Here is a 19839-nt window from a genome sequence, read left to right as displayed (position 1 = left end):
CACACTGTCTCATAATAAACTGTAAGAAAAAATGTGTGTGTAATCACACCTACGCATTCAGGGGTTTGTTACGCTGGGGATAACGAACAAATATCTATCAATATTTGGAGGAAAACGATATGTTTTGTTATCAGTGTGAACAGACGCCGAGTGGCGGGTGTAAAGTAGTTGGGGTGTGCGGGAAGGATGAGACGATAGCAAGCTTGCAGGATACGATGATTTTTGCATTAAAAGGGATTGCTGCCTATGCGACACATGCTCGCCAGTTGGGCTATACCGATCCTGAGGTAGATCGCATCACGCATGAAGCGTTATATATGACCTTAACCAATTCTAACTTTAATGTACAAGAGCATTTGGAAATGGCGATGAAGGTCGGAAATGCGGCTGTACGGATCATGGATGTGCTGGATCGTGCGCATACGGATCGTTTTGGCATTCCGCAGCCGATTACTGTCAGCCAAAATAAAATCGAAGGCCAATGCATCGTCGTGACCGGACATAATTTGTATGCGCTGGAGGAATTGCTGCGGCAGACGGAGGGTAAAGGCATCAACATCTATACCCACTCAGAAATGCTGCCTGCCCACGGTTATCCGGCATTGAAGAAATATGCACATCTCAAAGGGAATATCGGTAAAGCCTGGTACGATCAGCGTAGACTGTTCGAAGAGTTCCCGGGTGCAATTCTGGCTACGACGAACTGTGTTATGCCGATTAAAGGCACGTATGCAGACCGCTTCTTCTCTTATGAAGTAGCCGGGCTGGAGGGAGTAGCCAAGATCATGGACGACGACTTTTCACCATTGATCGAGCGTGCGTTAGCCCTGCCAGCCGCAGATGTAGATTCGGAGCAGGTGCTTACAACGGGATATCATCATGAGACGGTTATCGGGCTGGCTCCTGAGATTATTCAGGCAGTTAAAGACGGGCATATCCGTCGTTTCTTCGTCATTGCAGGCTGCGACGCACCGGGCAAAGGCGGCAACTATTATCGCGAGCTGGCTACATCCTTGCCGAACGATACAGTCATTCTGACCACGTCCTGTGGTAAATTCCGTTTTAATGACGTGGATTATGGCACCGTTGGAGATACCGGCATTCCGCGTTATATTGATTTGGGGCAATGCAACAATTCCGGTTCTACTGTTAAAATCGCTCTGGCATTAGCGGATGCTTTCGGCTGTACGGTGAACGAACTGCCTGTCAGCATTGTTCTGTCCTGGTTTGAGCAAAAAGCGGTCGCCATCCTGCTAGGCTTGTTCAGCCTTGGCATCCAAGATATTCGCATTGGGCCGAAGCCGCCTGAGTTCATTTCTTCTGGCGTACTGGATGTACTGGTGGAGATGTTTGGCTTGAAACTAATTACTACCGCAGAGGAAGATATGAAAGCGATGTTGGCGTTGTCGTAAGGGGTTGGTGGGGAACTGCAAAGCGCAGTTCCTTTTTTGTTTCATCGTTCATCGATTCTTATAAAGATGTCCGTAAGAATCTTTAATGCCAGCTCAGTATCTTTGGATTCACGAGTTCTTAGGAGAGTCAAAATGGTTTTTATACTCGAATCTTCTTCGGTAAGCTCATCATTGTCCTTCACATATGTAAGCAACTGATAGACGCCCACGTTCAATGCCTTCGCTATTTTCTCCAGATTTTTCAAAGATATATTTCTCTCCGCTCGCTCAATGAAACCAATATAACTCGAATTGAATCCTGCTTTTTCGGCTAAAGCTTCTTGGGAAAGCCCTTTAGACTTTCGGATATCTCGAATACGTGTACCGACTAATTCTAAAAGTTCTGACATGATTACACCTCTCTATAGTAAGAATTTCACAAAATTCGATTCCAATCGCTCCAAAATGTAATATATAGACGAACGAGATCATCTCAATCTATATATTATTAATTGGAAGTCGCTTATTGGATTTTGCAAAATCCTCTAGTTAGAAGTGTAGAGAAAGAGTTACATCTAATTAATAAGTGTTAGTAAGTAAATTGAATTAAAAACTACTATATAGTAATATTTATTATGAAGCTTGTCCGGTAGCTAGAAAATTATACATCTTGATGGTTACATAATTGTGCTACGTTGCTCACATTGTTTCAGGATTTTGCAAAATTCGATACCAGTCGCTCCGAAGTGCAAGATATAGACGAACTAAACTATTTCCATCTATATTTTGTTCATTGGAAGTCGCTTATGGGATTTTTGCAAAATCCTCGTTTATGAAATTTTAATTCAGGAGTTGATTCCCCTTGAAACATTACTCCTTAAGTCCCCTACATAGTGATTCCGATTTCAAATTGCCTAAGTACAGCGACACCTACATATTCAATTGCATGATGGATTTTCAAAAGCTTGCCGAATACCAGATCAAGCTTGCACAGATGATGCGCGACCATCATCAGTTTCAAAACTGCCTCATTCTTTGTGATCAAGCGATGTTTTCTATGGCTAAGGCTATTTATGTTCATCGAAACCAAATCATTCCATTGTATATTCGTTTATCCGTGACTGACCTGTTCCCTTTAATTCACACAGAGGCTGAGCCCAATTTAGATATGGTGCTGTTTATCGGTACGGTACATTATCTGGTTTCGGGAGAAGATGATGTATCTAAAGAGCCGATGAAGCTGGGGGAAGTAGACAAGTTGCTTTATAAAACGGACTCTATTCTAGAGTCTCTGTCACAGCGGATCGTAGCTGATCCGTCTAAGCGGTATCCATCTATTTATAAAGAAAGTCCGTTCAATGAATCGGTAGATCTTTTATCAATAATACCCGGTTCTTTTTGAGCTAATGATATAATGAGGAAAAGGAAGATGTTGGATTACGACTTAAAGTTCTATAACAGAAAGGGTGTATTTCATATGCCTACATACAACAAGCTGGTACGAGATCGGATTCCGCATATCATTATGTCTCAAGGCAAGGAGTGTCGGACACGCATTTTGGACCCAGAGGAATATAAGCAGGAGCTGAGAACCAAGCTTCGTGAAGAGGCTGAGGAATATTTTGAAGCGGACAAAGATCAGGATGCGCTGGAAGAGCTGGCGGATATGCTGGAAGTCATCCGAGCGTTGGCAGAAGAATATGGGGCGAATGCAGAAGAGCTGGACAAGCTGCGGGCAGACAAAGCCGAGGCACGGGGCGGATTCCAGGAGCGGGTGTTTTTAATTGATGTGGATGAAACTTAACGTCAAGCTTATTACGGATTATTTGGCGGATGAGCTGATCGCCGGGATACAACATGCCTCCGGTATTTATATTATGACTTCTTTTATAATGCAGTTAGGGGTGAATCACTGAGAAATTGACTTATTTGCTCCAGTACGCTTAAAGTCTAGCCAAATAGTACACATGGGAATGAGCCTATTTTCTTATCTATTAGGTATAGTTAACGTTTGATGATTCTTATGTACATGCCATTGATGAGATGTTCGTGTGAATCAATTTGTTACAACTTGTATTAGCAAGAGCTTTTTATCTGAGGTTTCAGAGTTTTCAAAAGTAATATTCTCCTGTCTTGTAGTATGATAATACTCGGATAAATTACATTCCTTGGAGTCTTAAAATATCCTGGTTAAACAACTTTAAATAGTAATAAGTAATTAATCCATTTATTAGCGCTAATAAATTATATTCACAAAAAAAGAAAGGAAGTTCCTTAGTGCAAGAAATTATTGAAAAACTGCCAGCATTAATTACTGTTGTAGGGACGATCATAGTTTGGGTTAGATTATTTATTAGAACATCGAATAAAACCATTGTGGATATGGTGGTAGAGCCAAGAAATGTGAATATGTGGGACAAATTTATTGAAATCATATTGTTGTCTTCGCTGCTGGTAATTATGTTTTTACTTCCAATGTTTATGTCTGAAATAAATCCTGGAATATTTGATGTTATAATGATGGTTGATATTATTTTATTTTTTATAACTCTGATTATCATTTTAATTTGTTGGGTATGTTCATGGTTTAAGCAAGTAAAAGGTAGAGTTCTAACTATCTCTATATTTACAAATTATTTATTAGTATTTTGGATGCCTTTAATTTTAATATGTTATAACAAAAGTAAAGTCTTAAGTGGAGTTAAAGAGAATTACATCTATGGGTTTATTGCCTTTTTGGCTCTTGTCGTTTTTCATTGTATCTTGATAACATTTTATCCATCAGTTCTTAGGTACTTTAATAAACCAGAAATAAAAAGGTATAAACTTGAGCGAATTCAAACACCTCATGATATTTTACAAGGTTTATATTTGCTATATATGCTGGATAATGAAAGACATGTACTAAGTGAAAATTCAAATATTGCTAAGATAGGAGATGGAGATTTTTATATTTACTATCCTAAAGAAAATGCTCTAATTAAATATTTCAAATAAAGACCCACTCAATCATAATGAGACCTACACAGCTATAATACCAGCTAGAAATAGAAATTAACTCAACTCCCGTAGCCAAAAGCACGGGAGTTTTTAAATTTTGTTAATGCTTTTTTACCATAATAATTCCTTTGTTACACTTGCTCCAATTTACTATACCTCAAATACAAATCCCCAATCCGCGCCAATATCTCTTCATTATCCGGCTGGAAATGAATCGCCCATTCCATGTACTTAATAGCTTTACTTAATTGCTCTGACTTCAAGCAGGCCTCAGACATAAACTGACTAAGCGTAAAAAGTTTGTCCTCCCATTTATCACGTAAGCCTATATCCATTCATCGGACAATGGTCTGAATGAGTTCTTATGAAGCTGCTCAAACAATTGCGAACAAAGTTGCTGTTTATGTATGGAATCCTGTTCAATCCAAGCCTCATCCAGCAGCTTAATAAATGCGGTTAAGTCACATTCTATATTTCCGCTTAAGAAGTAGATATGTTCCTTGTCCAACCTAAGAAAATGGTACTCATCGTTCCTAATGAGTTTTCGCAAATGGCTCAAATACATCCGTAAATTATGCCTTGCTTTTCCTACTGTCACTTCTCCCCAAAAGTCATCACATAACTGTTCGGCTCAAATGTATTGTTTTTGTCTCCAGGTGACGTGCCTCAGCTTTCATGGTATGTAAGAAGTCATCGGTTGATTACTTTAGTTCTCAGTATAACTTAAATGAAAACGACATAGATGTCGTTTTTTATTTCTAAATAAAGCAAACGTATGTTCTAATATATGCTAAAATTATTACATATTGAGCTAATGGTAAGAAAATCTATGAATGGAGGTATTGGTATGGTCGACACCATTGCAAAAAGTAATCACTACTTGATTGGCCTGCTTATAGATGATGCAACTCTGACCAGCTTCTCAGAATTGCAACCTTGTCCTCGAACATGGCAGAACGGGTAAATCAACTGATCAGCGGCAGTTTACGAAAGCCACTGAAGAAGAAAAATGCATAAAATAGAAGGAATTTGAATATATTTGTCGAAATATTCCTAATACTATAACCCCTTGTGTGACGGAGGAAATGGATTAATGCAAATTTATATAAATAATTTGTGTAGAGGAATAGACAATGAATAATCAAAGTAAAGCTGCTGTAAATGCTGGTGTTCATGGTTCGACGGGCACTGAATTTCAGAAACATTGTGCCTTATACTTTTTGTTCGAAAAGTATAAGGATATAAAAGATAGAAAGTACTTTATTTGTATAGAGCACCATGATGATTTTTTGTTTTGTTATCAAACCTATGATGAACTTATCTCCTCCATTGACTCTTATCAAGCAAAGAAGTCTTCTGAAAAGTGGGAAATGAGTGGCTTGTATGAATTACTTGGAAAAATGACTGGAGTAGGATTATCACTGAACGCAGATAGTATGCCGAAAGAAAAGGACTATAAACATAACCTAGAATTTATAACGAACAACTCTATAAAATTAAGTAATGGTGTCAAAGGAAAGGGCAAAAATAAAAGTATAACTATTAACGAAAGCAATAGTAGGTTGAAATTTACTGAATTAGATACTGAAATTACTAATAAAATTGAATTGGAAATAAAAAAAATACTTGGCAAGGACTTAGACGGTTTAAAGGAATTAAATAATATTTCATTAGCCTATATTGATTTTCCAAAGAAAAGTGCTGGGCAAAAGGATTCATTAGTTGGACAGTTTAATAGAATATTTGGAGAAAAGGTCAGCGATCATAGAGCTGCTGTAGATGCTCTGTTGCTTCTATTTAGAGATGTAGAAAACACTTTAAACCAAGGCAATGTTGTGAAGTTAATGGATGAATCGAAACGTGTTAGTTCTGCAAGCATTAATGATGCTATTGATGTAATTACTACAAAAACGATGGCATTTGATTTGTGGCGAAATGAGGAAAAAGAAGTGTGTAGAAATCTGGAAATTGCCATTCCAGATAAGAGTGAGTTTAAGCTAAATTTTATTAATAGCTTTGATAGATTTAAAGATTATCGACAAGTTGAACATAAAAAAATACTCTCCTTTGTTAAGGAGAATAGTAATATAATGTACCGCTTTACTGTGGAGACTGATTGTATTTTAGAATTATATCAAATGTTTCGAAAGAACATAAGTTCTCAATTGTCAGAGCTAAGTATAAAAGCAGCTATTTATGCTGCATATATAGAAGTAAGGGGACAATTATGAAAACAAAATTATTAATAAATAAACTATTTGCATATTCAGAAGGTAAAAACAAATATTTTTACACAGAGTTTGATGACGGTATAAACATTATTTACGGAAAAAATACATCAGGAAAAAGTACAATTTTTCAAATGCTCTTATACACTTTGGGAATAAACGAAAATAACGACCACTTAAAAGAAATTATTGAAGAAGGTGCTTTTTTAAGGGTGGACTTTCAAGTAATTAACAATCGAGAAAGTGAAAAAGTTACTTTTGTTAGAGATGATGAAACCATATTCATTAAAAGGGTTGATAAACCTATTATGAGGTTTAATGGTATTAGAGCGAATCAGTCTGCTGAACATATTAAACTTAAAGGGTACCTCCATGAGTTATTTAATTTCTCACTTAAATTAGAGAATAAGGAGGGATACAAAGCTGCTCCAATAGAAGCAATGTTTTTGCCTTATTATATACCTCAGTCAGTAGGGTGGGTATACCTTAGAAAATCCTTTAGCAGCTTTGAGTATTATAAAAATCTTAAAGAAGACTATCTTGACTATTATTTAGGAATTGAATCACTTGTTGATAGGGATAAGAAACAGGAATTGGAAAGGAAATTAAAAAGTAAAGAAGATGAAATTAAATTTTATATAAATTTAGAAAAAAATAATGACGAGCTCCAAATTACAAAACTAGTTGATGAAGAATTTATTGAAAAGTCATTAGAATATATTAAGTTACACAGTGATAATCAGGTACTTTTAAATGAAAATGAAGAAGAATATATTTCTAAATGCAATGAACAGAGCTATTATAAAGAACGGCTGTCTCTACTTCGAAAAGTGTCAAGACATCACAAGAAACAAAACCCTATAGAGGGAGCATGTCCTGCTTGTGATCGAGAACTTTCATTTAGTATTACTTCATCATATAAGTATTTTCAAGAAGAGAATGATACTGAGGCAGAGATGGTAAAATGTAAAGCAATGATAAAGAAGCTGCAAGCGGAAATTAATTCTCTGGGAAAACTTATAAATGTTCGTAAAGAAAAAAACTTAAAAACATATGGAATATTAAAAAGATATTTTAATCATAATATTTCTTTTGATAGTTGGTTGGAGAATAAAGTAAATATACAGTTAATTCATGATATTAATTATAAGCTAGGGGTATTAAGTGCTGAAAAAATTACTATAGAGAATAGTCTCAAAGGATTTAAAACAGAAGAAGAAGTTCAAAAATCCAGATTATCTAAAAGTAAAGAATTTGAGCGTATATTCCTAGCTTATATTGATGATTTAGGTGTAAAAGCCTTAAAAGAAGATAGATATATATCATTATATAACATTTCAGCGTTCCCTTCTCAAGGAGTCGAACTTCATAAAACAGTACTTGCATATAACTTTGCTTTAAATAAATTAATAGAAAAGACTGATGGTATACATCGTTTTCCCTTTATGCTCGATGCAATTTTTAAGGAAGATATAGAGCAATCAAATAAAAATGCTATCGTTGAGTTTATTGGGAAAAATAAACCTAACGATACTCAATTAATACTGTCAATAGCAGAAACTAAAGAAAATGAAAAAAGCATACATGAATATAATAAGAAGTATTTTAATGGAAGAGCTAAATTGATTTGTATAGGAGAAGGAGTTAGAGAACGCGCTTTTTTAACTCACTATGATGGTAGCATGGAAAAATATTTAGATGAAACTCTGAATATTATTAATTGATAAGAGTAATTAATTTTGTGCTACACGAATCATTTAGTGGAACGACAGAGATGTCGTTCTTCTTTGTTTGCACAGTATTGAACGTATCTTGATTAAATATTGTAACATTCAGGGTTCGAAGTAACATTATGTGATTTTTTAATGAAAGGAAGCTTCCAATGGACAATCGGTTTATTGATAGGATTGAAGTTCAGGCGGATGGCACGGTCATCATTCACTACAAGTTTACCGCCACCGCTCTTCTTACGGCTTAAATAACATTGACCGACACTCAACAGATGCGGTGACTATAATATTGATGATTAGAAACAAATAGATGAGATGTGACAGTATCCCTCATATGCATTGATTTTAATGTCTCTGTACACTTAGGTCTGTTTTTAGACTAACGAGCAGTTAAGGTAAATCGCAGTGAACCGTATCATAAGTGGATATTATGCTTACTTGAAGCTTAGAAATAACAAATTAAGACTTTGCCAATCGTAAGAAGGCTAAGTCTTTTTTTCGTTTTCAAAATATATGACCGCTCTCCCGACAATCTCCATTCTCCTCAAATCCAATCCCGTCCCCTCCCTTCCCCCACACAAAGGTTAAAATTTTATAAAAAAAGTTCAAAACCAGCAAAGACCTTTCCCGGGCTGGAATGATACCATGTGTTTGCACATAAAAAAAGGAGAGGCACTCGTTGCCTCACTTATGTAAGCGCTATCTCATCTCAACTCTAATTAGCACTGACCTGAGGATTTTGCAAAATCCTTACCTTCAAATGACCTGCATTACATGAGGAAAGGGGAACTTCATATGAAAAAAGGAGCTGTTGTCGTATGGCTTCTGGTTTTGGCCCTGATGCTTTCGGCCTGCAATCTGGCGGAGAGTGGAACAGGCAGCAAGGAAAAAGGCTATGTGGGCATTTCCATGCCGACTAAATCGTCCGAGCGTTGGGTAGGGGACGGAGAGAATATGGTCCGGTTGTTTCAGGAGCAAGGCTATAAAACGGATTTACAGTACGCCGAGGACGTGGTGGAAAACCAAATCTCCCAAATCGAAAATATGATCACCAAGGGCGTCAATGTTATGGTGATTGCTTCGGTCGACGGAAACACGCTGACGGATGTAATTCAGAAGGCACACGACCGAGGGATTCAGGTCATTTCTTACGACCGTCTGATTCGCAACACACCGCATCTGACGTATTATGCGACCTTCGATAACTTTAAGGTGGGCGTGCTACAGGGGGCATATATTGAGAAAAAGCTGGGACTCAAGGAAGGCAAAGGCCCTTTCAATATCGAGCTGTTCGGTGGTTCACCGGATGACAATAACGCTTATTTCTTTTTTAATGGCGCGATGTCCGTACTGAAACCGTACGTGGATTCCGGTAAGCTGGTCGTGCGCAGCAAGCAGATGACGATGGCGCAGATCGCTACACTGCGGTGGGACGGAGCTTTGGCCCAGTCGCGAATGGATAATCTGCTGAGTGCGTACTATTCGGGGGCTAATCTGGACGCGGTACTATCCCCTTATGACGGAATCAGTATCGGTATCATTTCATCCCTGAAAGGGGTCGGATATGGATCAGCGAACAAGCCGCTGCCGATCATTACAGGGCAGGATGCGGAGCTGGCTTCCATCAAGTCCATTGTGGCTGGGGAGCAGACGCAAACCGTATTTAAGGATACCCGCAAGCTGGCTGAGCAAACGGTCGTGATGGCCAACAGCATTTTACAGGGCAAGCAAGCGGAAGTGAATGACACGGAATCCTATAACAACGGTAAAAAGATCATTCCTGCTTACTTACTTGATCCAATCTCGGTGGATCGGACGAATGTGGAAAAGGATATTGTCGGCAGTCACTATTACACCAAAGAGCAAATTGGACTGAAATAAGAGTAGGAATCCAACCGAAAGGAGCGTATCCCATGACTGGAATCATTTTGGAAATGAAGGGAATTACCAAAACCTTTCCCGGCGTGAAGGCATTGGAAAATGTAAATCTCAAGGTCAAGGAAGGCGAAATCCATTCCCTGTGCGGTGAGAACGGTGCGGGCAAATCGACGCTGATGAAGGTACTGAGTGGTGTATATCCGCATGGAACCTATGAAGGAGATATTGTTTTCCAGGGCAAAACGTGTGAGTTCAAGGATATCAAGCAGAGCGAGGAATTGGGCATTGTCATTATCCATCAGGAGTTGGCGCTAATCCCGTATCTCTCGATTGCGGAAAATATTTATCTGGGCAACGAACGCGCCAGTGGCGGTGTGATTGATTGGAAAGAGACTTTTGTGGGTACACGCGATCTGCTGTCCAAGGTCGGTTTGAGTGAGAATCCCAATACATTAGTTACGAACATCGGGGTCGGGAAGCAACAACTGGTCGAAATTGCGAAAGCGCTCTCTAAAAAGGTGAAGCTGCTTATTCTCGATGAACCGACAGCGGCGTTGAATGAGGATGATAGTGAAAATCTGCTTAATTTGATGCTGGAATTTAAAAGACAGGGCATTTCCTGCATTCTCATCTCCCACAAGCTGAATGAAGTCGCAAAGGTGTCGGATTCAATTACGATTTTGCGGGATGGGAAGACGATTGAGACACTGGATATGAAAAAGGATGAGGTCACGGAGGATCGGATCATTAGTGGGATGGTTGGACGTGATCTGACCAGCCGTTATCCAGAGCGTCATGCCGAGATTGGCAAAGTCGTTTTGGAAGTGAAGGATTGGACGGTGTATCACGAGCATCATGCAGACCGCAAGGTGCTGGATCAGGTGAATTTGAACATTCGTCGCGGTGAAATTGTCGGTATTGCCGGGCTGATGGGGGCGGGACGGACCGAGCTGGCAATGAGCATTTTTGGCAAGTCGTACGGACGCAACATTTCCGGTCAGCTGATTAAAGACGGCAAGCCGATCCAGAACAACACGGTTACGGACGCGATCAACAACGGCTTTGCCTATGTGACAGAGGATCGCAAGGAGTACGGTCTCATCCTGATGGATGATATCAAGCGTAATATTTCGCTGACTGGCTTGAACAAGCTGACGAAGGGCGCTGTCGTCAATGAGCAGGAGGAAGTCGTTGTTGCAGAGGAAATGAAAAAAAGCATGAACATCAAAGCGCCGAGCATTTTACAGAAAACGGGTAATCTGAGTGGCGGCAATCAGCAGAAGGTGGTGCTGAGCAAATGGATTTTTGCCGGGCCGGATATTCTGATTCTGGATGAACCGACACGCGGCATTGATGTGGGCGCCAAATATGAAATTTACACGATTATTCATCGACTTGCCGCTGAAGGCAAGGGAGTGCTGGTCATTTCGTCCGAGCTGCCAGAGGTACTAGGTTTGTGTGACCGGATTTATGTCATGAATGCTGGGCGGATCACTGGAGAGGTTAGCCGTGAGGACGCGTCGCAGGAAACGTTGATGAAATATATGACCAAGTCAGGAGGCGTGAAGCATGGAAACCATAACTAAACTATTTAAAAATAACATCCGCCAATATGGCATGATGATTGCGCTGGTCGTCATTATGATTTTGTTCGAGGTGCTGACGGGCGGCCTGCTGTTGAAGCCGATTAATATTACCAATCTGATTCTGCAAAACAGCTATATTCTCGTACTGGCTATCGGGATGGTACTGGTCATCATCACTGGACATATTGATTTGTCCGTCGGCTCCATAGCCGCTTTTGTCGGTGCGGTTGCCGCCATAATGATGGTCGATTGGCAGCTTCCAGCATGGATCGCTGTGATTGCATCCTTGCTGGTCGGGGCATTAATCGGCGCATGGCAAGGGTTCTGGGTCGCTTATGTACGGATTCCGGCATTTATCGTTACATTGGCGGGAATGCTGCTCTTTCGCGGATTGACAATGATCGTGCTGGAAGGCCAATCGATCTCTCCATTTCCGGGGGGATTCCAGAAAATCAGTTCAGGCTTCCTGCCGGATTTTTCATCTACCGGGTATAACCTGGTATCCATCATTGTCGGCATTGCACTCACGGTATGGTTTATCGTGAACGAAATTCGCGAACGTCGTTCGCAGCTTAAATATGGATTCGAGGTTCCGTCACAGACATTATTTGTACTCAAGTTGATTGTGGTGGCTGCGGTTATCAATCTGTTCACCTTCATGCTCGCGAGCTACGCGGGGATACCTAACATTCTTGTACTGCTGTTCATACTGATCGTTGTATACTCCTTCGTCATGAACCGCACGATTATGGGCCGTCATGTGTATGCGTTGGGTGGAAATGAAAAGGCAGCGGGTCTGTCCGGTGTCAAAACGAAAAAAGTAACGTTCTGGGTATTCGTCAACATGGGCGTGCTGGCCGCCATTTCCGGTCTGATCTTTGCTGCACGTCTGAATGCGGCTACGCCGAGAGCAGGTACGAACTTTGAGCTGGATGCCATCGCGGCTTGCTTTATCGGCGGTGCTTCGGCATCCGGCGGGATCGGAACCGTTTTTGGAGCCATTATCGGTGGTTTGGTCATGGGTGTACTGAATAACGGAATGTCTCTGATCGGTCTGGGTATTGACTGGCAGCAAGGCATTAAGGGCTTGGTGCTGCTGCTGGCGGTTGCCTTCGATATTTACAACAAAAACAAAAGATCAGCTTAAGCTCAGATTCGATATCGTAAAACAAGACACCTCCAGTCCCACTTAAAATGTGGATGCTGGAGGTGTCTTGTTTGTTAGGCCTGGAATGTAGGAACCATCATCCGAAGCCAGCACACATATTATCCTGAAACCGTCGCTCCATCTGCCGGAATATGGACGCGTCCCTCCAAACCTTCACGGTTGATGTGTTCCGTAAGCTCGGAGCGAGTTAGTAGACAATGGTTGATTGCCTCCATGTGGACAGCCACGATTTGTGTATAAGTGGCATACTGCGCAACAGCTGTTACATCTTGGGCAGTCATAATAATAGGATCACCTACCGTAAACCGTGCTCCTCCAGCGTTCACAATTGTCCACTCAGGACGGTATTTATCCAGTGCTTCCGCGACTTCACTGCACCAGATCGTATCCCCGGCCAAATAGACGACAGGTTCACCTGGAGCCTGAAACACAAAGCCGGATACGGGTCCCATCTGTTCCCCGATTTCTCCGGTGCCGTGATGCCCGGTAGTACGGATAATCTCAATTTCTCCCACAGAACCAGCTACCCAAATCGGAGTAACCTGTGTAAAACCGTCAGCAGCGATCTGTTCTTCATTTCCGGGCTGGCAGAAGACGGGAATTTGTTTGTCCAACCAGCGTACTGCTGCCGGGTCCCAATGATCCGGATGTAAATGTGTGACGATCACAACGTCAGGCTGTCCGAGTGCCTGCCATTGCGGCGGCAAGGGAACCAGCGGATTACGGCGGGCATTTTCCGTATTGGGAACTGGCGGATTTGCGCCAGCATCGCTTAACATCGGATCAATCAGAAATTTTACTCCAGCGTATTCCAACCATAAGGTTGCGTTGCGGATTAGTGTGATTTTCATATATGGAAGCTCCTTTGGTAGTGAATGTTTTTGGACCGAGTGTATTTTCGGTGGTTCTTTGTTTCTGTTACAATCATATCTGACGCAAGGAGCTACAGGCTACGGCCTGCTGAAAGGAAAACCAGCATTATCGTTTCATCATGAAAGGAAAAATAACTATGGAACTATTCGTACCTGATGACACCGATCTGCGCATTCTTCATCATTTAATTGAAGACAGCTCTTTATCGAACAAGGAGATCGGCCAGCTTGTTCATTTGACAGGCCAAGCAGTAGGAGCGCGTGTTCGAAAAATGCAGGATGCGGGCATTATCGAGGGCTATACGCTGCGCTGGAACCCTGAGAAAATTGGACAGACGATTCATGCCTTTATTACGGTTTTTTTGAATTCAGGAACAACTCACAGTGCTTTCCAGGCTTTTGCCCGGGAGCATCCCTATATTGTCGAAATCCATCGGGTGAGTGGGGAAGGCTGTTATTGGATGCGCTTGCGCATGTCATCACAGGCAGAGTTAAATACCATGCTGGATGAGCTTACGAAGTTTGGTAATTACAAATTGAGTTTTTCCATTGGTGAGATTTAACGTTAAAAGCTTTCGGCGTTTGTGCCGAAAGCTTTTTTATTTGGGCGAGGGCTATGAGGTCAAAGTTATAGGCTCATTTTAAAAATATGCTGCAAGCCGTGTTGTCCCATTTTAGTGTTGCCTTCATCGATAAAGCCACATTTGCGATACAGATTTTGGGCAGGCAGATTACGGGCATTGACGCCCAGTACAATCTCGCGAATATGTGGGAAGTGTCTGGCGATGAACTGTGGTAGTAAAAGCAGCCCTTTTTTAGCGAATCCTTGTCCCTGATCTGCGTAATGAATAGAGAACGCGCGCAGCAGCAGTGCCTCAGCAGTATTCGTATAGTCCGCTAATTCTTCCCCATCGTATAAAATGAAAAATCCAACGGGTCTTCTAGTAGCCGTAATCACGATAGGATGGCGGTGCGGATCTTCCTTGGCCAGTGTCAGCATTTCATCCGGCATTCCAGTAAACTGCTTCTGCTCCTCAGGTAAGTAGAAGGTATGTAAAATGGCATCATGCCCACAATGGTAAGGGACAAGCTCTACATTATTCATCATTACACTCCGATCTGTACGGATTTTAACTTTCTATATCATCTAGTTTGCTAAAAAAAGAAACCTGAACTCGCCTTGCTTACGTATTACCCATACATAAACTAGCATAGTCAAAAGGAGACGTCTACGGTTATGAAGCAGCTTGCAGAATATCGGGAAAGCCAGGACGTATTGCGTCATGAGCTGAAGAATATTGAAAAATGGGAAAAGGAACAGAAGGACATTTTTTTCTGGGAAAAAATCGGCAGATGGCCTTTTATGCTGCTGGATCGGCTGACGCCCAAAATCATTAAAGACAAGCTAGAGCAACTGCTTAATGAGATGGGCAGTTTCATTCAGAACGGCGGCAAATATTTGGTGAAGGAAGAAACGGTTCTGAACAGGCTGAAAAAGACGGCCCATGAACATGTAATTCAGCAAAATGGCACAGATCCCGTGTCGGATACGCAGGACCTGCCTCGTGCCGGGGAAAACGCTGATTCGGAACATAGTGCCGAACCTAGGTGGGAGTTGAAGCAGGCGGCTGAGCTCCCGCTAACAATCATGGATCGGACTGCTGACGAGATGACGGCGGGTCGCATTACCTTTGCCACCGCTCAGGGAGCAACAACGGGGATTGGGGGTGTGTTTACGATTGCGGCGGATATTCCTCTTTTGCTCGGCTTGTCACTCAAAGTGCTTCAGGAAATAGCCTTGTGTTATGGCTTTAATCCCCATGATAAGCAGGAACGCATTTTTATTATTAAATGTATGCAATTTGCTTCATCTGATATTGTGGGTAAAAAGGCTGTTTTAGAGGAGCTGGCTTTGTTTGATGATCCTTCACGTCAGGCACAGGTTTTTTCCCAGATGCAGGGATGGAGAGAGGTCATTAACACCTATCGTGATCAGTTTGGATGGAAAAAGCTGCTTCAAATGGTCCCGATTGCGGGTATTTTGTTTGGCTCCATTGCGAATCGAAGCGCTATTAGTGACGTAGCTGAAGCAGGGAAAATGCTGTATCGGAAGCGTCGTATTTTGATGCGTTTGGCAGAAGTAGAGAACTGATTGCAACACTTAGGCGTAAATGGGGATATTTTTTCGTGAGGAAACACGTGAGTTGGCTATAAAGTTGTGCAGCGGCCAAGATGGCCGCCACACGTTTGCCTGTTACACTTCGGCTCCATTTTCTTCCGCCCAGCGGTTCAGGGTTTTATCTGTAGGAAGCAGGAAGGTTAAGATGCCGAGCAGTGGCAAAAAGCCACACAAGAACATGATGTGGGTGATGCCTACTTTGTCGATCCAGTTGCCGAGCACGAGTGCGCCTACACCGCCAAGGCCAAAAGCCAGGCCCGTAATGAGACCGGACACGGTCCCGATTTTACCAGGCACGAGCATCTGTGCATATACGACTGTGACCGAAAAGCTAGACAGCATAATAAATCCGATAATTGCCAGCAGGATTGCCGTCCAGAATTGGTTGGCATAAGGCAGCAACAGCGCCAGCGGTGCAGCTAATACCATGGACAGAAAAATCATATTTCGTTTACCAAAACGGTCCGCCAGCGGACCGCCAAAGAAGGTGCCTAGCGCTCCAGCCCCGAGGAACAGGAAAATGTAAAGCTGTGCATCAGCCAATGGCATTTTAAATACTTCCATCAGGTAAAACGAATAGTAGCTTCCGACCGAGGTTGAGTACCACGAACGGACGAATACCAGTAGAATGAGGACAATCATGGCAAACATAACGCGGTTACGCACTTCGGGCTTCATGCGGCGTGCCACCGCTTTTTTGCGTGCAACGCCTTCTGTACGTAGGACGTTACCGTACCAGCGGGCGATGAACGATTGCACCACAATTCCCGCTGCTGCAATACCTGTGAACCAGATCGCACCGAATTGTCCTAACGGGATAAAAATCCAGCTCGTGAGCATCGGCGCCAGCGATTGGCCCGCATTGCCGCCAACTTGAAAAATGGATTGTGCCAATCCCCGGCGTGATCCTGCCGCCATATGGGATACGCGCGAGCCTTCAGGGTGAAAGGCAGCCGAGCCCAGACCCACAAAGATGACTGCGATCAGCACCGCTTTATAATCGGCAGCATAGGCGAGCAGCAGCATGCCGGTCAGCGTAAAGCCCATACCGATGGGAAGAATAGCTGGCGTAGGTCGTTTGTCCGAAAACAAGCCAATCACGGGCTGCATGATTGAAGCTGTAAAATTGATCGCGAATGAAATCCAGCCGATCTGCGTGTAGCTCAGGCTCATAGATTCCTTTAAGATCGGAAAGATCGCTGGAATGACCGATTGAATCGAGTCATTGAACAGATGGACGAAACTGATCGCAATCAGAATCGCAAAAACGGTGCTTTTCGCTTGCGGCCCCGGGAGGGGAAGCGATTGGCCCGTTTCATTTTTTGTAGCAGATTTACTAGTCATGGCAACCTCCGAATATGTATGTATATTTTAAGATATAGGAAGCGATCCGTTTGCAGCAAATGGCTGAAAGTGGGATAAAGTCCCCCTTTACTCATCGCTGCTTGCCCATTCTGCTGGATACTCTTTATTACTCGATTTAGTTGGTTTCTAAAATGGTACATCGAAATTCAAACGTTTATCATCCTCAAAACCGATATATATGTGAGTATTTTGCATAAGTCCCAAGAGCGCTTTTCAAATCAGCAAAATAGAGATCGAAGTGATCCAGTTCGTCTATATATTATATTTTTGAGCTTTGGGAATGGAATTATGTAAAATACTGATATGGAAATATAGATAGAAAAGGGGAACCACGATGAGAAAAGCAGCGAAGATTTTGCTGGCAGTATCCATGGTATGTGGAGCGGTGGTGGGAACTACGTTAAACACTGGAGAAACAGCAGTAGCGGCAAATGTAACGACGAACAACACTTGGAAAAACGCTAAAATTATAGACGTGATCGACCGGAATAACTACATACTGGATGACGGTTCTTTATGGAGAAAGAGTATAGATGGCCCGGTTATTGAGAAATTGAATTTGAAAGGCATTACAGGCAGCAAAAACGAGAGCCAAGGTTATTATGGCTGGACTGAGGACGGGAAGGTAGCCATCTGGGATGATAACTCCGACCCAAAAGTGACGGCTCAATCCTCAGGAGTTAAAGAAATTACAGGTGAGGGTTTGGCTATTAAAACCGATGGGACGATCTCCTGGGGAAGAGAACAGGTTGAGGGAATATCGGATGCTATAGATGGTGATAAGGTAAGTACCTATTTTACGGTTCTTACTCGATCCGGTGATGTATGGTATTCCACAGGGTACGCAGAATCTAAGCCCCGCAAGATAGGTCATGTAGATGGTGCGCTTGATATCAAAATGAGTACGGCGTATGCTGCAGTACTTAAGGAAGATGGCCATGTCACGATGCTGGATATGCTGACCAATGAACCCCCACGCGAAGTGGGAAGTGATATTGCTTCAATTTTATGGAAAAAAGGTACACATGTCTTGATTACTGTACATCATGACGGGACTGTATGGAGCTATGACCGAATGAAGAAATATCCAGCTGTGCAGCTTAGCGGGTTATCTAATGTTGCACGGTTGGTTGATTCGCCTGACGAGCTTTTTGCACAATTAAAGGATGGCTCTTGGGTCGGCTATAAGGACGGAATCACGACTGCGCTGAGCTTGCCTACATTAACGGGTATGTCCTTGTTGACGACCTCCAAAGAGGCTGCCATCGGCGATACGATTCAATTAAATGTACAAGAGACGTATTCGAACGGTTATCGACTAACACGTCATCCCGAAGCTAGTGAGATTGAAGTGGAGAAACCGCAGGTTGCCGAGCTACAGCAGAATGGTTCCGGTACACTCAAAGTAAGGGGCATTGGAAGCACATCCGTAGCTCTGCGGACCGAAGGAATACCATCTTCTTTTACACTAAAGGTATCGTCCGATCAAACCTTGACCGGGGCGGCTATACTGAACGGCAATGTGTATTTGCCTGTGCAGTCTGTGTTCAAGACGCTGGGTGGATCTGTTACCGTGGCGAACCAGACCTTTACGATCAAGCTGGGTAAAAACAATATCGTACTCCAAAAAGGGAGCTCCACCGCGATGGTGAATGGTAAACCTGTTGCACTGAAGGGCAAGGTTCAAACGGTTAACGGACAGGTTGTATTCCCGGGAACATTACTGACCGATCTGAAGTTGGGCGGATTCAAATGGAATCGTGACCGCCAGCAAGGAGAATTATCTTTGGGCGCTACCAAGCTGGTCATTGAGACGCCAGAAACGGCAAAAATTATCAGAGCCATTGATCTGGGTAGTCTGTCCAAATTAATTGGCAAAACCTATTGGGTCAATAACTTTTATAGCGCTGGAGAGCGATTTGGCAAGGTAACAGTTAAAGATATCGAAGTCAGCACGGATCCGAACGGTGTTAAATCTTACGAAGTTATTTTCCAGGGGGCCAATGGCGAAACTTATGACACGTATTCCATCATCGGAGCTTCACGCATTCCACAAATGCTGTCTGATTCCGATCAATTTCTGACTTACGATCCGTACAAGAAATACCAATGGTCGCAAGCCATCTGGAACAAGATTAAAAATAATGAGGTAAGCTTGGGCATGAATACGACGCAGGTGCAGTTCGCATGGGGAAACCCAACAGTCAGAGAAAAGGGGGCTGCTTCAAACGGAACTCAAGTCGAAGCCTGGGTATACGGCAACCGTAGTCTTTATTTCAAGGCGGTAGCTTTCGTGAATGGCAAAGTCATAGAAGTATGGCTGTAGGGTAGCTGGTTTTTCTATAACGGTTTGAACGAGGTGTCTCCAGAGTCGTATATACGGCTCTTGGGATGCCTTTTTTTCATTTAACAAAACTAAGCTCTTTATTTAACAAACTTAAG

At 42.4% G+C, this 19839-nt stretch carries 17 protein-coding genes; 13 read left to right on the top strand and 4 right to left on the bottom strand.

What is annotated here, in order from left to right; translation table 11 throughout:
* Positions 1-119: 119 nt before the first annotated feature.
* Positions 120-1412 (top strand): hydroxylamine reductase, encoded by a 1293-nt coding sequence (gene hcp, locus NSS66_RS05750; protein WP_028543172.1) that lies wholly within the window; start codon positions 120-122, stop codon positions 1410-1412.
* 41 nt (positions 1413-1453) lie between these two features.
* Here hcp and NSS66_RS05745 read toward each other — a convergent pair whose 3' ends face one another.
* Positions 1454-1801: a helix-turn-helix domain-containing protein gene (locus NSS66_RS05745; RefSeq protein ID WP_023987345.1), complete on the bottom strand. Its 348-nt coding sequence runs from the start codon at positions 1799-1801 to the stop codon at positions 1454-1456.
* 452 nt (positions 1802-2253) lie between these two features.
* Between NSS66_RS05745 and NSS66_RS05740 the strand changes: the two genes are divergently transcribed.
* The 9 genes from NSS66_RS05740 (at position 2254) to mmsB (ending at position 12960) form a co-directional block, all read left to right on the top strand.
* The gene (locus tag NSS66_RS05740; RefSeq protein WP_254347677.1) at positions 2254-2793 is read left to right on the top strand and encodes a hypothetical protein; all 540 of its coding nucleotides are present in this window, start codon (positions 2254-2256) and stop codon (positions 2791-2793) included.
* Between the two features lie 75 nt (positions 2794-2868).
* Positions 2869-3195 (top strand): nucleoside triphosphate pyrophosphohydrolase, encoded by a 327-nt coding sequence (locus tag NSS66_RS05735; RefSeq protein WP_340958560.1) that lies wholly within the window; start codon positions 2869-2871, stop codon positions 3193-3195.
* A complete protein-coding gene (locus NSS66_RS05730) occupies positions 3176-3307 on the top strand; it encodes a hypothetical protein (protein WP_340958559.1) in 132 nt (43 codons plus the stop codon). The genes NSS66_RS05735 and NSS66_RS05730 overlap by 20 nt, the downstream gene beginning before the upstream one ends.
* A 361-nt stretch (positions 3308-3668) precedes the next feature.
* Entirely contained in the window at positions 3669-4388 is a 720-nt protein-coding gene (locus NSS66_RS05725; protein ID WP_340958558.1) for a hypothetical protein, read from the top strand.
* A gap of 1136 nt (positions 4389-5524) precedes the next feature.
* Complete coding sequence (locus NSS66_RS05720) at positions 5525-6622, top strand: dsDNA nuclease domain-containing protein (RefSeq protein ID WP_340958557.1); 1098 nt, start codon at positions 5525-5527, stop codon at positions 6620-6622.
* The gene (locus NSS66_RS05715; protein WP_340958556.1) at positions 6619-8343 is read left to right on the top strand and encodes a hypothetical protein; all 1725 of its coding nucleotides are present in this window, start codon (positions 6619-6621) and stop codon (positions 8341-8343) included. The genes NSS66_RS05720 and NSS66_RS05715 overlap by 4 nt, the downstream gene beginning before the upstream one ends.
* 801 nt (positions 8344-9144) lie before the next feature.
* Positions 9145-10230, top strand: a complete 1086-nt coding sequence (gene chvE, locus NSS66_RS05710) for a multiple monosaccharide ABC transporter substrate-binding protein (protein WP_340958555.1) — start codon at positions 9145-9147, stop codon at positions 10228-10230.
* A gap of 32 nt (positions 10231-10262) precedes the next feature.
* A complete protein-coding gene (mmsA, locus tag NSS66_RS05705; protein WP_340958554.1) occupies positions 10263-11813 on the top strand; it encodes a multiple monosaccharide ABC transporter ATP-binding protein in 1551 nt (516 codons plus the stop codon).
* Positions 11797-12960 (top strand): multiple monosaccharide ABC transporter permease, encoded by a 1164-nt coding sequence (gene mmsB / locus NSS66_RS05700; protein WP_068938496.1) that lies wholly within the window; start codon positions 11797-11799, stop codon positions 12958-12960. The genes mmsA and mmsB overlap by 17 nt, the downstream gene beginning before the upstream one ends.
* 119 nt (positions 12961-13079) lie before the next feature.
* Here mmsB and NSS66_RS05695 read toward each other — a convergent pair whose 3' ends face one another.
* Positions 13080-13832, bottom strand: coding sequence for an MBL fold metallo-hydrolase (locus NSS66_RS05695; protein WP_069081210.1), 753 nt, complete (start codon positions 13830-13832; stop codon positions 13080-13082).
* Between the two features lie 158 nt (positions 13833-13990).
* On the opposite strand from NSS66_RS05695, the gene NSS66_RS05690 reads away from it, so the two are divergent.
* Complete coding sequence (locus NSS66_RS05690; protein ID WP_023987353.1) at positions 13991-14416, top strand: Lrp/AsnC family transcriptional regulator; 426 nt, start codon at positions 13991-13993, stop codon at positions 14414-14416.
* 65 nt (positions 14417-14481) lie between these two features.
* Here the strand turns inward: NSS66_RS05690 and NSS66_RS05685 are convergent, their stop codons facing one another.
* The gene (locus NSS66_RS05685) at positions 14482-14958 is read right to left on the bottom strand and encodes a GNAT family N-acetyltransferase (RefSeq protein ID WP_340958601.1); all 477 of its coding nucleotides are present in this window, start codon (positions 14956-14958) and stop codon (positions 14482-14484) included.
* 132 nt (positions 14959-15090) lie between these two features.
* Between NSS66_RS05685 and NSS66_RS05680 the strand changes: the two genes are divergently transcribed.
* Positions 15091-16005 (top strand): EcsC family protein, encoded by a 915-nt coding sequence (locus NSS66_RS05680; protein WP_340958553.1) that lies wholly within the window; start codon positions 15091-15093, stop codon positions 16003-16005.
* A 102-nt stretch (positions 16006-16107) separates the two neighbouring features.
* Here the strand turns inward: NSS66_RS05680 and NSS66_RS05675 are convergent, their stop codons facing one another.
* Positions 16108-17376 (bottom strand): MFS transporter, encoded by a 1269-nt coding sequence (locus NSS66_RS05675; RefSeq protein ID WP_023987356.1) that lies wholly within the window; start codon positions 17374-17376, stop codon positions 16108-16110.
* A gap of 355 nt (positions 17377-17731) precedes the next feature.
* Between NSS66_RS05675 and NSS66_RS05670 the strand changes: the two genes are divergently transcribed.
* Positions 17732-19723, top strand: a complete 1992-nt coding sequence (locus tag NSS66_RS05670; RefSeq protein ID WP_053324807.1) for a copper amine oxidase N-terminal domain-containing protein — start codon at positions 17732-17734, stop codon at positions 19721-19723.
* The last annotated feature ends 116 nt before the right edge of the window (positions 19724-19839 follow it).

The sequence above is a fragment of the Paenibacillus sp. FSL R10-2748 genome (assembly GCF_038005565.1).
GTDB classification, from domain to species: Bacteria; Bacillota; Bacilli; order Paenibacillales; family Paenibacillaceae; genus Paenibacillus; species Paenibacillus polymyxa_B.
This window is presented reverse-complemented; position numbering and strand designations above follow the sequence as displayed.

Bases quoted from the DNA above. Each gene is read 5' to 3' on its own strand.
- mmsA (WP_340958554.1), top strand. From the start codon at position 10,263: ATGACTGGAATCATTTTGGAAATGAAGGGAATTACCAAAACCTTTCCC.
- NSS66_RS05685 (WP_340958601.1), bottom strand. From the start codon at position 14,958: ATGAATAATGTAGAGCTTGTCCCTTACCATTGTGGGCATGATGCCATT.
- NSS66_RS05695 (WP_069081210.1), bottom strand. From the start codon at position 13,832: ATGAAAATCACACTAATCCGCAACGCAACCTTATGGTTGGAATACGCT.
- NSS66_RS05670 (WP_053324807.1), top strand. From the start codon at position 17,732: ATGAGAAAAGCAGCGAAGATTTTGCTGGCAGTATCCATGGTATGTGGA.
- NSS66_RS05675 (WP_023987356.1), bottom strand. From the start codon at position 17,376: ATGACTAGTAAATCTGCTACAAAAAATGAAACGGGCCAATCGCTTCCC.
- chvE (WP_340958555.1), top strand. From the start codon at position 9,145: ATGAAAAAAGGAGCTGTTGTCGTATGGCTTCTGGTTTTGGCCCTGATG.
- NSS66_RS05745 (WP_023987345.1), bottom strand. From the start codon at position 1,801: ATGTCAGAACTTTTAGAATTAGTCGGTACACGTATTCGAGATATCCGA.
- NSS66_RS05735 (WP_340958560.1), top strand. From the start codon at position 2,869: ATGCCTACATACAACAAGCTGGTACGAGATCGGATTCCGCATATCATT.
- NSS66_RS05690 (WP_023987353.1), top strand. From the start codon at position 13,991: ATGGAACTATTCGTACCTGATGACACCGATCTGCGCATTCTTCATCAT.
- NSS66_RS05720 (WP_340958557.1), top strand. From the start codon at position 5,525: ATGAATAATCAAAGTAAAGCTGCTGTAAATGCTGGTGTTCATGGTTCG.
- hcp (WP_028543172.1), top strand. From the start codon at position 120: ATGTTTTGTTATCAGTGTGAACAGACGCCGAGTGGCGGGTGTAAAGTA.
- NSS66_RS05680 (WP_340958553.1), top strand. From the start codon at position 15,091: ATGAAGCAGCTTGCAGAATATCGGGAAAGCCAGGACGTATTGCGTCAT.
- NSS66_RS05715 (WP_340958556.1), top strand. From the start codon at position 6,619: ATGAAAACAAAATTATTAATAAATAAACTATTTGCATATTCAGAAGGT.
- mmsB (WP_068938496.1), top strand. From the start codon at position 11,797: ATGGAAACCATAACTAAACTATTTAAAAATAACATCCGCCAATATGGC.